This window comes from Allofranklinella schreckenbergeri, from assembly GCF_003703475.1.
Taxonomy (GTDB): Bacteria; Pseudomonadota; Gammaproteobacteria; order Burkholderiales; family Burkholderiaceae_C; genus Lampropedia; species Lampropedia schreckenbergeri.
This window is the reverse complement of the sequence record NZ_RDQM01000021.1, coordinates 16,833-30,335: the sequence shown is the minus strand read 5'-3', so window position 1 is coordinate 30,335 and position 13,503 is coordinate 16,833. Positions and strand designations below refer to the sequence as shown.

Sequence of the window (13,503 nt, the reverse complement as noted above, 5' to 3'; positions counted from 1 at the left end):
AGATCAGATAAGGGGCGACAAAGCTCCATTCTTCATCGCTGACATCACTGGGGTAAGGCTTGCGAGACATGCTGGCACTGTATCCAAGCTCAGCACCACCTCTCGGAAAAGTGCATAACACGCTCTAACCGGAACCAGCGAGGATGGCTCTCGCGCTGCTGAACAATTTTAGATCACTGGGATTTGTGCTCTAACCGGAACATAGTTTTATCTTCTATAGCTTTCTCTGGAAATTTTAGATCACTGGGATTTGTGCTCTAACCGGAACAGCATCTGCTACCCGCACCCAGCGCCGATCATTTTAGATCACTGGGATTTGTGCTCTAACCGGAACACACCGATGAATCAAGAGATAGAATCAATGATTTTAGATCACTGGGATTTGTGCTCTAACCGGAACGAGGATGCCCACCGAAAGCAGGATGTTGTCATTTTAGATCACTGGGATTTGTGCTCTAACCGGAACACACCGATGAATCAAGAGATAGAATCAATGATTTTAGATCACTGGGATTTGTGCTCTAACCGGAACTGTTTCGGCCACTGCAACAGGTGGGTGATGATTTTAGATCACTGGGATTTGTGCTCTAACCGGAACCCTGCCTGCGCGCGGATCGGCTCACGATTATTTTAGATCACTGGGATTTGTGCTCTAACCGGAACTCAGGCGGCACTCGGATGTGGATAATGGCGATTTTAGATCACTGGGATTTGTGCTCTAACCGGAGCTGGTGCAGGTACTCGGGGCGGTTGCGCAGCATTTTAGATCACTGGGATTTGTGTTCTAACCGGAACGTCTCCAGCCGCTGGTACACCATCAGCACCATTTTAGATCACTGGGATTTTTTCCCTAAACTAAAAAAATCGCATAGGCGACTGCGTCGGCGATCGCGCGTTGAATAGGGGCGATGAGGCGTTGAATGGCTGGGAGGATTTTTCTATTCAATCAATTTACTTTTACGTAATTCCAATATCGTCTTTGATTCGAAACCCAATTCTTGCAATATGGCTTGCGTGTGCTCGCCCAGTTGGGGCGGGTTTTGGTAGGTGCGCAGGCGCTGGCCGTCCATGCGCAGCGGCAGCAGGGTTGCGTGCACGGTTTGGCCAGCACGGGCGCCGTCGGTGAGGGTGATCGGGTCTAGCCCTTGGGTGGCTTGCACATGCGGGTCATCAAACAATTGCTCGGGGCGCATGATGCGGGCATAGGGCAGGGCGTGCTGCTCGAACAGGGCGGCGATGGCATCGGCGCTGTGCGCTTGAAGTCGCTGGCGCAGCTCGGGTAAGAGGGTGGGGCGGGCGCGCACGCGGTCGTTGTTGGTGGCCAGCGTTGCGTCGGCGGCAAGGTCGTCCCAGCCGAACATGCCGCACAGGGTGTGCCAATGCGCATCGCTGACGGCGCACAGAAAGATTTGCTCGCCATCGCGCACCGTGAAGATGTCGTAAATGCCCCAGGGGGAGATGCGCTCGGGCATGGGGCGCGCGGCCTGGCCCGTGATTTGGTATTGCAGCATGTGCTGGCCGACGAGAAACAGGTTGTTCTCGAACAGCGCTGCGTCCACCTCCTGCCCGCGCCCGGTGTGCTGGCGTTGCATGAGCGCGCCCAAAGCGCCGATGGCGCCGAACATGCCGCCCATGATGTCGTTCACGCTACTGCCCGCGCGCAGTGGGTCGCCCGGGCGGCCTGTCATGTAGGCCAGCCCGCCCATCATCTGGACGACTTCATCCAGCGCGGTGCGGTGCTCGTAGGGGCCGGGCAGAAAGCCGGTGAGGTTGATGTAGATCAGCCTGGGGTTGAGGCGCTGCAAGTTGGCGTAATCCAGGCCAAATTTGGCCAGCACACCGGGCTTGAAGTTGTGCAGCACGATGTCGGCGCTCAGGCAAAGTTTGAGGGCGATTTCTTGCCCGGCCGTGCTTTTCAAATCGATGCCAATGCTTTGCTTGTTGCGATTGAAAAGCGGGAAAAAGCCCGCGCCTGCGCCGAGCAGTGTGCGGGTGCTGTCGCCAGTGACAGGCTCGACCTTGATGACTTGAGCGCCCAGGTCGGCGAGCACCATGCCGCACACAGGCCCCATGACCATGTGGGTGAATTCAACGACGCGGATGCCTTGCAGGGGCTTGTGGGCGGAGGGATCGGTGGTTTCGGCCATGGGGGGTGTCGGGAGCAGAAAAACGCCCATCCGAAGATGGGCGCAGTGGAGAAATGCCAAGGGCGGCGGTGCGCAGGTTGATCAGCGCAGAACCAGCACAGGCACAGTAGCGCGTGTGAGCACGTGCTGCGTCTCACTGCCCAGCAGCAGGCGCGCAATGCCTTTGCGACCATGCGAGGCCATGACGATCAGGTCAGCGCCGACTTCGTTGGCGGTGTCCAGAATCAGATCGGAAACGCTCTCGCCGCTGAGCACCTTGACTTCAGCTTGCAGGCCCATGGCCTTGCCTTGCTCCAGCACTTTTTCCATGGCGCGGCGCGCATCTTCGCGCCATTGGCGCTCGCTGGTCTCGGCAAATTCCCGGTTGGACGCAGCGCTGCCTTCCATGTAGGTGACGGGGTAGCTGGGCGTAGCGGTGAGAATCGTCACGCGCGCGCCGCTGAGCTTGGCCAAATCGAAGCCGTGCGACACGGCCTTTTGCGACAGTTCGCTGCCATCGGTCGGAATCAGGATGTGCTGGTACATGGAGAAGCTCCTTGGTTTGTGGATGGAACGTTGTTTGCCAGTGTCCTTGGGACGATCTTTCAAAGACGGTTTCAGTATACGGGCGGATGCCCTGGCGAAGCATTGATGTGGGGCAAACAAGCGCGTTGATGGCAGCTTGGACTGCGCAGTAAAACACATGCGAAATTTTGAGTCGCGTATTTTTCCGCTAGAATCTCGCGCTTCGTCGGAGCGTAGCGCAGCCTGGTAGCGCATCTGCTTTGGGAGCAGAGGGTCGCGAGTTCGAATCCCGCCGCTCCGACCAATAAACAACAACGGCTTACCGAGTTTTCGGTAAGCCGTTTTCTTTTGTGTTCTTTGGTGGCGTGAATGCCTTGGCGCGAAGCGCAAGCCGTGTTGGGCAGCATGCGCGTGGCCTGCATAGGGGGAGAGCAAAGCAATGTCCTTGATGGCGCAGATGGATGCACGGCAGTTGCTGGCGGGTTTGCTGGATGGCGCTGCCGTGCAGGCCGTGGATGTGGGCGCGGGCGATTTGCATGTGATGCAGGCGCCCTGGCTGGGGCAGCCCACGGTGTGGGTGTGCTTCGACTACGGCGCCAGCCAAGGCTCGATTGGCGTGCAAGAAGCGCAGCAGTTGGTGGCGAGTTTGCGCCATGCACAGCAGCGGCACGCGCGGGTGGTGTTTGTGATGGAGAGCGGCGGCATCCGTGTGACCGATAGCACGGCGGGGATTGCGTCGTTCCGCCACGTGATTCGGGCGGCGGCGCAGGCGCGCTTGGCGGGGGTGCGCATGCTGGCGGTTGTCGGGCGCTGTGCGTTTGGCGGGGCCAGCATCCTGGCGTGTATTTGCGAGCGCTGCGTGGTTTTCCCCCACAGCATTTTGGCGATGAGCGGCCCCCGTTTGCTCACGCATGAGATGGGCGAAGGCATTTGGAATGCGCGGGATGCGAGCGTCGTGGCGCAATGGCTGGGCGGTGCAGCCCGGGCGCGGGCCAGTGGGCGCTTTGATTTGGTGCACGATGTGCCAGCATGCCGCGCCGCGTTGGCAACGTGGGCGGGGAGAGCGCCATTGCCGCCAGCGCCAGAGTCAGACGGGATGGCCTGCCCGGAACTGCCGCCCGCCCAGGAGCTGGCCGCGTCACTTGGGCAGCCTGGCTCGGGCCTGATGGCGTGCGGACAAGCCTTGCTCCAACCATTGGATGCCCAGGCAGCCGGCTGGGAGCGCTTGTCGGCGCAGGTGTATCGCTTGCGCGCAGCCGTCGCCCCAGGCGTGCATGTGCTGGCGCTGGAGGCCCCCGAGGGCGCGCGCGTGCGCGATGTGGCGGTGCTGATGCAGCAGTTGCAGGCGCTGCGCCCGCGCCTGGCGTCTGGCGCCGTGCAGGCCAAGCTGTTGATCGTGCTGGATGCGCAAAGCCACGCGGCCCGCCTGGAGGATGAGCAGGCGGCGTTCTCGGTGGTGCTGGCCGATTTGGTGCTGTTGCTGCACGTGATGCGACGCGAGGGCGTGCAAGTGCAATTGCGGGTTACGGGGCGCTGCGGCGGCGGCATTTTTGCGGCCTTGAGCGCAGGCGTGGGCGAGGTGGTGATGGAGCCTTCGGCGCGTTTGGTCGTGCTGCCGCGCGCTGCGCTCGCGGCGCTGGGCAAGCAGGAATCGCCCGAGGCAGGCTCCGCGCAAATGGCGCTGGCCGTGGGGGTGGTGGATCGTGTGCTGGAGCACGATGCCAGTGGCCTGGATGCGGCGTGGGCGTAGCGCCCGGCCTGCGCCGTGCGCAAAAACTTTTCGGCGGCTTTCGCGAGTCGGCCTTTGAACAGGCTCTCAAGCGGCGGCCGAGCAATGGCAGGGCATCCGCATTGTCTTGCCGAAGCGCTGTGTTTTATAATTCAATGTGAAAATGATTTACATACAGTTATGCCGAAAAAGGTGGTTTGATTTTCTTTTTGATTTGTAAATAAAGGTTCAGCCTTCCTCGCCTGGCTGCTCCATTTGTGCGCTGGCGTCGGGCGAGCGGGGGTAGCGTTTGATGGCGGTGCGGTACACATCCAGCACCTCGTCGGGGTTGGACATGGTCACGCCCAAATCCTTGACCTTGCCGTCTTTCAAGCCGTAGCACCAGCCATGCACCGCCAGCGGCTGGCCGCGTTTCCAGGCGTCCAGCACGATGTTGGTTTGGGCAATGTTGCCCACCTGTTCGATCACGTTCATTTCGCACAGCACATCTTCTTGCGCCTGGCTGCACAGGTGCATGAGGCGGCCGCGGTGGCGCATTTTCACGTCGTGCACGTGGCGCAGCCAGTTGTCGGCCAGCCCCACGCGCGCGCCATGCAGCGCGGCCAGCACGCCGCCGCAGCCGTAGTGGCCTACGACCATGATGTGCTCGACCTTGAGGTAATCGACGGCGTATTGGATGACCGACAGGGCATTGAGATCGGAATGCACGACGACGTTGGCGACGTTGCGGTGCACGAACACTTCGCCCGGCGCCAGCGCCACGACCTGGTTGGCGGGCACGCGGCTGTCGGAGCAGCCGATCCACAGATATTTGGGGCTTTGCTGGTGCGAGAGCTTTTCAAAAAAGCCGGGTTTTTCGCGCGCCACTTGTTCGGCCCAGGCGTGGTTGGCGTCGAGAAGGTGTTGGAGGCTGCTGCGTTCGGTCATGTGGTTTGTTGTAGTCGTTGGAGCATGAAAAACGGCGCGGGAAGGCGCCGTTGGTGCGAGGGTAGCACTTGTTGCGAAATGCACAGGCTGCGCGCCTTGGCTGCGCGGCCTGTGCTGCCGGGGCATTACATGGTCTCGGCAAACAGCTCGCGGCCGATGAGCATGCGGCGGATTTCGCTGGTGCCCGCGCCGATTTCGTACAGCTTGGCATCGCGCCACAGGCGGCCCAGCGGGTATTCGTTGATGTAGCCGTTGCCGCCAAAGAGCTGGATGCCGTCGCCGGCCATTTTGGTGGCCTGCTCGGCGCACCAGAGGATGACGCTGGCGCAGTCCTTGCGCACCTGGCGCACGTGGCCCGCGCCCAGCACGTCCAGGTTTTTGCCGATGGTGTAGAGGAAGGCGCGGCCCGCTTGCAGCACGGTGTACATGTCGGCCACCTTGCCTTGCACGAGCTGGAATTCGCCAATGCTTTGGCCGAATTGCTTGCGGTCGTGGATGTAGGGCACGACGTTGTCCATCACGGCCTGCATGATGCCGATGGGGCCGGCGGCAAGCACGGCGCGCTCGTAGTCCAGGCCGCTCATCAGCACTTTCACACCACCGTTCAACTCGCCCAGGATGTTGGCGGCGGGCACTTCCACGTTGTCGAACACCATCTCGCCGGTGTGGCTGCCGCGCATGCCCAGTTTGTCCAGTTTTTGCGCGGTGCCAAAGCCCTTCATGCCTTTTTCGACGATGAAAGCGGTGATGCCGCGCGCGCCCAGCTCAGGCTCGGTCTTGGCGTAAACGACCATGGTGTCGGCGTCGGGGCCGTTGGTGATCCACATCTTGCTGCCATTGAGCAGGTAGTAGCCGCCCTTGTCCTCGGCCTTGAGCTTCATGCTCACCACGTCGCTGCCTGCGCCGGGCTCGCTCATGGCCAGCGCGCCAATGTGCTCGCCACTGATCAGCTTGGGCAGGTATTTTTGTTTTTGCTCCTCATTGCCGTTGCGCTTGATCTGGTTGACGCACAGGTTGGAGTGCGCGCCGTAAGACAGGCCCACGCTGGCGCTGGCGCGGCTGATTTCCTCCATGGCGATCATGTGCGCCAGGTAGCCCATGTCGGCGCCGCCGTAGGCCTCGGGCACGGTGATGCCCAGCACGCCCAGCTCGCCCATCTTGGGCCACAAGTCCATGGGGAACTGGTCGCTCTTGTCGATCTCGGCCGCGCGCGGAGCGATTTCGGCTTCGGCGAAGGTGCGCACGGCGTCGCGCAGCGCGTCGATGTCTTCGCCTAACTGGAAGTTGAGGCCGGGCAGGTTGCTCATGAGAAGTCTCCTTGAGTTTGTGGTGGGGGAAAAGCGCTGCGCGTTTCAGGTGCGCGGCAATACAGTCATCAGCGTGCAATGCATGGTGGCAACCAGCTTTTCGCGCGGATGGCCGTTTTCGTGCGTGATGCCAAAGGCGCGGCCTTCGGTCACGGTGATGGTGCGGCCCGCTCTCACGACACGGCCCTCCATGCGAAAGCGCGGGGCGTCAGCGGGCGCCAGCAGGTTGATTTTGAATTCGATGGACAAAACATCGGCTTCGGGCGGCATCAGCGACAGGGCGGCGTAGCCGCAGGTCGAATCCAGCACGGTGGCGAGCACGCCAGCGTGCAAAAAACCGTGCTGCTGCGTCAAAGGCTCGGACCAGTTCAGCCCCACATCCACGGCGCCCGCATGAATCGACAGCAATTCGGCGCCCATCAGGCGCATCACGCTTTGCTGCGCAAAGTTTTTTTGCACGCGCTCAATGTAACTGGGCGGTTCATCGCTGGAGAGGGTCATGGCAGCAGGGGGGATGGTGATAGCGGACAAGCCGGGGCTGGCAGGCTGGCCCAAAGGCCGCAGGCCAAGAATCGGGCCGCATTGTGCCCCTGCCCCCGGGCTGGCTTGGTTGGCGCCGGGGCAATTGGCAGGATCTGTGACCTGGAACGCGTGGTTTGGTGTGATGGGGCGCTGTCGGGCCTCGTCAGCGGCTTTGATTCGTGAAGAGTTTTTGTTTTTCAAATCAAAAAGAATAAAAATTGCCCTGTTTCGGCATGTTTTTAGGGATGTTGGTTTTACCTTGATATAGAAATATTCAAGGCAAAAGAAAAGGCCCCGTTGAAGGGGCCTTGAAAGGTGGGGTGGCTGATGGGACTCGAACCCACGACGACCAGAATCACAATCTGGGACTCTACCAACTGAGCTACAGCCACCGAGATAAGCGCGAGATTATAGGGTATTTTTTTGCCCTCGTTGTCTTTATGTGCTCACAACTTAGGGTTTCGGGCGCTGAACCAGAAATTCGGCCTTGTAGTCGTGCTTGAGGGTTTCGTAATAAGCGCTGGTTTCGGCGGCAGTGAGCATTTGGGCCAGTTGCATGTCGTAGCCCGCTTGCAGCAATTGCTGCTCTTGCGCGTCTTGCGACGGGTCCAGCAGCGGGGCCACGTCCTTGACTTGGACGACGAGGTAGCTGCCGTCGTTTTGGGGCAAGCCCAGCAGTTGGGGCAATCTGGCCACGGGCTGGAGCATGATTTGCTCGATGCTGGCGGCATCCAGGCCGTGGGCGTTTTGCCGGGAGATGGCCACGCTTTCATCGGCGCGGATGGCGGCCGCATCGGCCTTGCCGCTTTGCAGGGCGGCTTCGCCTGCGGCTTGGGCGAGCTTGGCCGATTCTTGCGCGACGTACAACTGTTGGACTTGTTCGCGCACCTGCTCAAACGGCTGCACCTGCGCGGGATGGACTTGCTGCACGCGCGCGGTGACGATTTGCTCACTGCCAGTGTCCACAGCTTCGATGTTTTCCTTGTCTTGCTTGGCGCGCGGGGCGAACAAGGCATCCAGCACGGCTGGCGATTGCAGCTCTTTGGGCGCATCGGGCGCGGGCGCTTGGGCGATGCCGTTGGAGGTCTGGATGCGCAGGCCCAGCTCGTCCACCAGGGGTTGCAAGGAGTTGGGCTGTTCGTGCGCGAGGTTGCGCATTTGCTCGGCTTTCTCAATGAACTGGCTGCGCGCCTGGTTGTTCTTCACGTCTTGCAGCAAGCGCTCGCGCAGCTCTTCGTAAGCGGGGATTTTGGCGGGATCGACTTTCACTAACTCGATGATGTGAAAGCCGTATTCGGTGGGGATGACTTCGCTGATGGCGCCTTGCTCCATGCTGAAAACGGCGGCGTCGAACTCGGGCACCATGGCGCCGCGCTCGAAAAAGCCCAGATCGCCGCCCGCATCGCGGGTGCCAGGGTCTTCCGACTCGGCCTTGGCGATGGCGGCAAATTGGCCGGGGTCCTGGCGCAGCTTGGCCAGGGCGGCATCGGCCTTGGCGCGGATCTGCGCGCGCTGCTCGCTGGACATGGAGGCATCCGTCGCATAAAGGATATGGCGCGCCTGGCGCTTTTCCTTGGACTGGGCGTAAGCGGCTTTGTTGTTGTCGTAATAGCTGCGCAACTCATCCTCGGCGATCTGGATGGTGTTGGCCACATCGCTCAGGTTGAGCGCCACGTATTGCACATCCAGCAGCTCGGGGCGCTGGAATTGGCTTTGATGCGCGTCGTAGTAAGCGCGCAAGGCGTCGTCTGTCACGGCGACTTTGGCGGCGAAATCGGCGGGTGCGAAACGCTGGATGCCGACATTGCGGCGCTGGAACAGCGCATTGGCGGCCAACGCGCTTTGCACGGGCGTTGCCAGCGAGGATTGCTGCACGATGCCCAGCACTTGCTGCAAGGCGATTTGGTAGCGCACATTGGCTTCGTAGCTTTCCGCCGTCAAGCCATTGGCGCGCAGCATTTCGCGGTACGCAGTGGTGTCGATACGGCCATTGGCATCGCGCAAGGCGGCGATTTCGGGCTGGTTTTGCAGCTCGCGCGCCAGCAAGCCGTTGCTGACGAGATAGCGGCGCTCGCGCACGACATCGGTCATGACCTGATCGCGCACCATGCGCTCCAGCACGGCATAGCGTTGCGCGGGCGAGTCCAGCAGCGCCGGGCTGATTTGGCTGTTTTGCGCGCGGGCGAGATCGGCGAAGCGGGTGTGCTCATAGTCCCACTCGTTCTGGGTGATCTCCACCCCGCCGACTTTGGCAACAACAGCGCTGCGTTGGTGCAGCATTGAAGGGTCGATGCCTACGAGGACGAAGGCAAAGATGACCAGCGGGAAAAAGCCGATCATGACCAGCTTGAGGTGCTTGCGGATGAAATCAAACATGCGGATGGAGTGAGAAAGAGCGTGCCGACAGGGGGAGGGGCTAACGCCTAGGCGCAAGCCATAAAACAAAAGGGCGATCCCGCGTGGGTCGCCCTTTGCTTGTTCGCCCTGTCGCTCGCTTTGGTTGGCTTATCGCGATGTATTTCGGAACGAAGATCGGTGGTGGTGGGTGCTAACGGGGTCGAACCGCTGACCTACGCCTTGTAAGGGCGCCGCTCTACCAACTGAGCTAAGCACCCACTGATCGAAGTCGATTATTTTACGGCATCTTTGAGCGCTTTTCCGGCTCGGAACTTTGGAACACGCGATTTTTTGATTTTTATTTCTTCGCCAGTCTTGGGGTTGCGGCCTTTGCGGGCGGCGCGCACAGAGACTTCAAAGGTGCCAAAGCCGACGATGGAGACGGTGCCGCCCTTTTTCAGCGTGGTTTGGATGGCGCCAATAGTCGCTTCCAGCGCACGCGAGGCGGCTGCTTTGGAGATATCCGCGGTGCTGGCGATGTGCTCGATAAGTTCAGTTTTATTCACGGTATGCCTCTTTGTCGGTGAAAAGTGGTGTCGGGTAAGCAGTGGCAGCGGGGTGGCGGGCAGAACGGCTGGCGCTCTCCATCGCATCACAAGGCGTGTGCCAGGGCGCGCGGGCGATTAGAAAAGGCCGCTGAGGGCGCTGTCAAGCCTGTGGCGCGCCGACGGGGCGTTGCGGCCCAAAGGGCGCGATTCTACTGAGGCAAACGGGAGCGAATCTCCAAAAACGCTTGCTGCAAGTAATAAATCATGGACCAGATCGTCAAGCCTGCGGCCAGCCACAGCAGGGCTTGGCCAGTCGGCAAGGTGGGCAGGCCCAGCAGGCGGCCATCGAACAGCAAAAAGGGGATGGCAACCATTTGGGCGGTGGTCTTGAGTTTGCCGACCATGTGCACGGCCACGCTTTTGGAGGCGCCAATATGCGCCATCCATTCGCGCAAGGCGGAGATGGTGAGTTCACGGCCGATGATGATGAGGGCGACAAAGATGTCGATGCGGTGCAGGTGCAGCAACAGCAGCAAGCAGGTGCATACCAGGAGTTTGTCTGCGACGGGGTCGAGAAAAGCGCCGAAGGCGGAGGTTTGGCGCCATTTGCGCGCCAGATAGCCGTCCAGCCAGTCGGTGACGGCCACGAGAACGAACAGCCAGGCGGCAATGGTGTTGGCCCAGTGGATGCTGCCTGCTTGCAGCCAATTCGCTGGCAGGTAGTACACCAACACGATGAGCGGAATGGCGGCGATGCGGCTGAGGGTGAGTAGGGTAGGGATGGTTAATGACATAGCGGCTTGCTGTGAGAGCCTGTTCACTCTGAGAGCCTGTTCAAAATCTTTGCACGGCGGCCAAGAGAGCGGATTTGGGCGGTCTGCTGCGTTGCAAAGCCTCGCCATAGCGGGCGCTATGGCTGTGTTTTGCGCCTTGCAGCCCATCCCAAACCGCTTCTTGTCCACTCGCGCCGAGATTTTGAACAGGCTCTGAGGTGCCGGGCGGGCGGTGCCTGTTTGTTTCTATTATCAGTGCGTGGCATTCATCGCAGGCTCTCAGCCGCGCAGGGCGTGGTAGATGGTTTCGGCCAGATCGTTGGAGATGCCTTCGACGGTTTTCAAGTCGTCCACGCTGGCGTTGCTCATGCCCTGTAGGCCGCCAAAGCGTTGCAACAGGCGCGCGCGCCGTTTGGGGCCAATGCCGGGGATGTCCTCCAGCCGGCTGGCGCCGGTGCGGGTGCGGGCGCGTTGGGCGCGCATGCCGGTGATGGCAAAGCGGTGGGCTTCGTCGCGGATGTGGGCTACCAGCATCAAGGCGGCGCTGCTGGGTGGCAGGGTGATTTTGGGGCGGCCATCGGCAAAGACCAATTCCTCCAGCCCCACTTTGCGGCCTTCGCCTTTTTCCACGCCCACCAGCAAGGAGATATCCAGCCCCAACTGCTCAAAGACCTGGCGCGCCGCGCTGATCTGGCCTTTGCCGCCGTCGATGAGTACGAGATCGGGCAGGCGCGGCTTGTCTGCGCTGGCGCTGGCGGTTTCGCCAGGCGCAGCAGGGGCGGTGGCCTGCTGGGCCTGGGCCTCGATCAGCTTGCTGTAGCGGCGGGTGAGTACTTGGCGCATGGCGGCGTAGTCGTCGCCAGCGGTGATGTCCTGGATGCGGTAGCGGCGGTATTCGCTGCTTTGCATTGTGTGCTGCTGAAACACGACGCAGGATGCCTGCGTGGCTTCGCCTGCGGTGTGGGAAATATCAAAGCACTCTATGCGCCAGTCGGCCAGGCTGGCTTCGTCCAGCTCCAGTCCCAGGGCTTGTGCCAGGGCTTGCGTGCGCGCTTTTTGCGAGCCTTCTTCTGCCAGCAGGCGCGCCAGTTGCAGTTGGGCGTTTTTCTGCGCCATATCCAGCCAGGTGCGGCGCTGCCCGCGCGGTTGGGCGACGTTGCGAATGGCGCGCGTGCGCCCGCCTGCGTGCGATTGCGCGCCTGATTGCGCGCCCGGCTCCGAATCCGCGTGCGCGAGCAGCGCCAGCAAAGCGGGGGCAATGGCGTGGCTGGTAATCAGCAGTGGCGGGGCGGGGTAGTTCAGGTAGTGCTGGGTGACGAAGGCTTCGAGGATGGCTTGCTCGTGCGCATGCGGCTCGTCCACGGCCTGCGCGGGCGCTTGGGCGTCGGCCAGCGGGGCGGCTTCGGTTCGCAAGCCCAGGGCGGCGTCGAGCTGGGTGGGGAAGTAAGCTCGGTCGCCCAAATGCCGCCCGCCGCGCACCATCGCCAGGTTGACGCAGGCGCGCCCGCCCTGGCGTTGCACGGCGATGATGTCCACATCGGCATCGCCCACTGTTTCCACCGCCTGTTGCTGCATCACGGTGGAGAGCGAGGCGATGCGGTCGCGCACGACGGCCGCTTGCTCGTACTCCATGCGCTGGGCGTGCTCCATCATGCGCGCTTCGAGCTGTTGCACCAGCGCATCGGCATGGCCGCGTAGCAGGGCTTGGGCTTGCTCGGTATCGGCCAGGTAGTCGGCTTGGCTGATCAGGCCCACGCAAGGGGCCGAGCAGCGCTTGATTTGGTAGAGCAGGCAGGGTCGCGTGCGGTTGCTGAAGACTGAATCTTCGCAAGTGCGCAGCAAAAACACCTTTTGCAGCAGTTGGATGGTTTCCTTCACGGCCCAGATATTGGGATAGGGGCCGAAGTAGTGGTGGCGCCGGTCGGTGCCGCCGCGGTAGTAGCTGATGCGGGAGAAGGCTTCGGGATGCGGCGGGGCATCGGCGCGGGCGGGGCGCGTGGCGGAGAGCTTGAGGTAGGGGTAGCTCTTGTCGTCGCGAAAGAGGATGTTGTATTTGGGGTGCTGGGTTTTGATGAGGTTGTTTTCCAGCAACAGCGCTTCGGCCTCGGAGCGCACCACCGTCGTCTCCATGCGGGCGATCTTGCTCACCATATGGCCGATGCGGGTGCCGCCATGCGCTTTCTGGAAATAGCTGGCGACGCGTCTTTTCAGGTTTTTCGCCTTGCCCACGTAGAGGAGCTGATCGGCGGCGTCGAAGTAACGGTACACGCCCGGCAAGGCGGGCAGGCTGAGCGCTTGCTGGAGCAAATCGGGCTGGGCGGGGGCGGAAGTCATTGGCTGCGATTGTGCCGCTACTGTTTGGTGGCGCTGGCGTGTTGTGGTTGTGAGTTTTATCGATCAATCAGATATGTGCTTTGATACTGAGCATGCCGAAACAGGGTGATTTCATTTTCTTTGATTGACATGATTGGTGGGGCGGTTTGATTTTTTCCATTTCAATAGAAAAATCAATTGATTGATGGTGTTGCCGAAATTGGGTTGTTTTCTTTCCTTTGATTGGTTTTTTGGCGATGCGTGCCAGCCGCTCCCATGGGTTTGAATGGGTTCTTTCACAGGCTTCAGGCGGCTGCCCAAGGCCAGCGCCAACAGGCCCTACACTATGCGCCCCGCGCGTTGGGCGGCCTGTGGCGAGTGCCAGCGGCTGCGTTG

The 13,503-nt window shown here is 61.1% G+C and carries 11 protein-coding genes, 3 tRNA genes and 1 CRISPR repeat array; of the genes, 2 read left to right on the top strand and 12 right to left on the bottom strand.

Features of this window, described 5'->3' with window-relative positions:
• Positions 1 to 165 precede the first annotated feature (165 nt).
• A CRISPR array of direct repeats spans positions 166 to 861; the repeat unit is 36 nt; unit sequence ATTTTAGATCACTGGGATTTGTGCTCTAACCGGAAC.
• 77 nt (positions 862 to 938) lie between these two features.
• Together EBQ26_RS12040 and EBQ26_RS12035 are read right to left on the bottom strand one after the other, a co-directional pair.
• Positions 939 to 2,147, bottom strand: a complete 1,209-nt coding sequence (locus EBQ26_RS12040) for a CaiB/BaiF CoA transferase family protein (RefSeq protein WP_122239473.1) — start codon at positions 2,145 to 2,147, stop codon at positions 939 to 941.
• 81 nt (positions 2,148 to 2,228) lie between these two features.
• The gene (locus EBQ26_RS12035) at positions 2,229 to 2,672 is read right to left on the bottom strand and encodes a universal stress protein (RefSeq protein WP_238944358.1); all 444 of its coding nucleotides are present in this window, start codon (positions 2,670 to 2,672) and stop codon (positions 2,229 to 2,231) included.
• A gap of 206 nt (positions 2,673 to 2,878) precedes the next feature.
• On the opposite strand from EBQ26_RS12035, the gene EBQ26_RS12030 reads away from it, so the two are divergent.
• Together EBQ26_RS12030 and EBQ26_RS12025 are read left to right on the top strand one after the other, a co-directional pair.
• Positions 2,879 to 2,955: transfer RNA gene (locus tag EBQ26_RS12030), tRNA-Pro, on the top strand.
• Positions 2,956 to 3,090: 135 nt separating this feature from the next.
• Positions 3,091 to 4,401, top strand: coding sequence for a Clp protease/crotonase-like domain-containing protein (locus EBQ26_RS12025; protein ID WP_147474061.1), 1,311 nt, complete (start codon positions 3,091 to 3,093; stop codon positions 4,399 to 4,401).
• A 207-nt stretch (positions 4,402 to 4,608) separates the two neighbouring features.
• Here the strand turns inward: EBQ26_RS12025 and can are convergent, their stop codons facing one another.
• The 10 genes from can to EBQ26_RS13110 all read right to left on the bottom strand — a co-directional run bounded on the left by can (position 4,609) and on the right by EBQ26_RS13110 (position 13,428).
• The gene (gene can / locus EBQ26_RS12020; protein ID WP_238944357.1) at positions 4,609 to 5,307 is read right to left on the bottom strand and encodes a carbonate dehydratase; all 699 of its coding nucleotides are present in this window, start codon (positions 5,305 to 5,307) and stop codon (positions 4,609 to 4,611) included.
• Between the two features lie 125 nt (positions 5,308 to 5,432).
• Positions 5,433 to 6,614: an isovaleryl-CoA dehydrogenase gene (locus EBQ26_RS12015; protein WP_122239466.1), complete on the bottom strand. Its 1,182-nt coding sequence runs from the start codon at positions 6,612 to 6,614 to the stop codon at positions 5,433 to 5,435.
• Positions 6,615 to 6,659: 45 nt separating this feature from the next.
• Positions 6,660 to 7,145: a PaaI family thioesterase gene (locus EBQ26_RS12010; RefSeq protein WP_147473721.1), complete on the bottom strand. Its 486-nt coding sequence runs from the start codon at positions 7,143 to 7,145 to the stop codon at positions 6,660 to 6,662.
• 307 nt (positions 7,146 to 7,452) lie between these two features.
• A tRNA-His gene (locus EBQ26_RS12005) sits at positions 7,453 to 7,528 on the bottom strand.
• 61 nt (positions 7,529 to 7,589) lie between these two features.
• Positions 7,590 to 9,512: a SurA N-terminal domain-containing protein gene (locus EBQ26_RS12000; RefSeq protein WP_122239462.1), complete on the bottom strand. Its 1,923-nt coding sequence runs from the start codon at positions 9,510 to 9,512 to the stop codon at positions 7,590 to 7,592.
• Between the two features lie 163 nt (positions 9,513 to 9,675).
• A tRNA-Val gene (locus EBQ26_RS11995) sits at positions 9,676 to 9,751 on the bottom strand.
• Between the two features lie 15 nt (positions 9,752 to 9,766).
• A complete protein-coding gene (locus tag EBQ26_RS11990) occupies positions 9,767 to 10,126 on the bottom strand; it encodes an HU family DNA-binding protein (protein WP_390614202.1) in 360 nt (119 codons plus the stop codon).
• 104 nt (positions 10,127 to 10,230) lie between these two features.
• Positions 10,231 to 10,815: a CDP-diacylglycerol--glycerol-3-phosphate 3-phosphatidyltransferase gene (gene pgsA / locus EBQ26_RS11985; RefSeq protein WP_122239458.1), complete on the bottom strand. Its 585-nt coding sequence runs from the start codon at positions 10,813 to 10,815 to the stop codon at positions 10,231 to 10,233.
• 258 nt (positions 10,816 to 11,073) lie between these two features.
• Positions 11,074 to 13,128 carry an excinuclease ABC subunit UvrC gene (gene uvrC / locus EBQ26_RS11980; protein WP_122239456.1) on the bottom strand — a complete coding sequence of 685 codons (2,055 nt, stop codon included), beginning with the start codon at positions 13,126 to 13,128 and terminating at the stop codon, positions 11,074 to 11,076.
• A gap of 111 nt (positions 13,129 to 13,239) precedes the next feature.
• The gene (locus tag EBQ26_RS13110) at positions 13,240 to 13,428 is read right to left on the bottom strand and encodes a hypothetical protein (RefSeq protein ID WP_238944356.1); all 189 of its coding nucleotides are present in this window, start codon (positions 13,426 to 13,428) and stop codon (positions 13,240 to 13,242) included.
• Between the last annotated feature and the right edge of the window lie 75 nt (positions 13,429 to 13,503).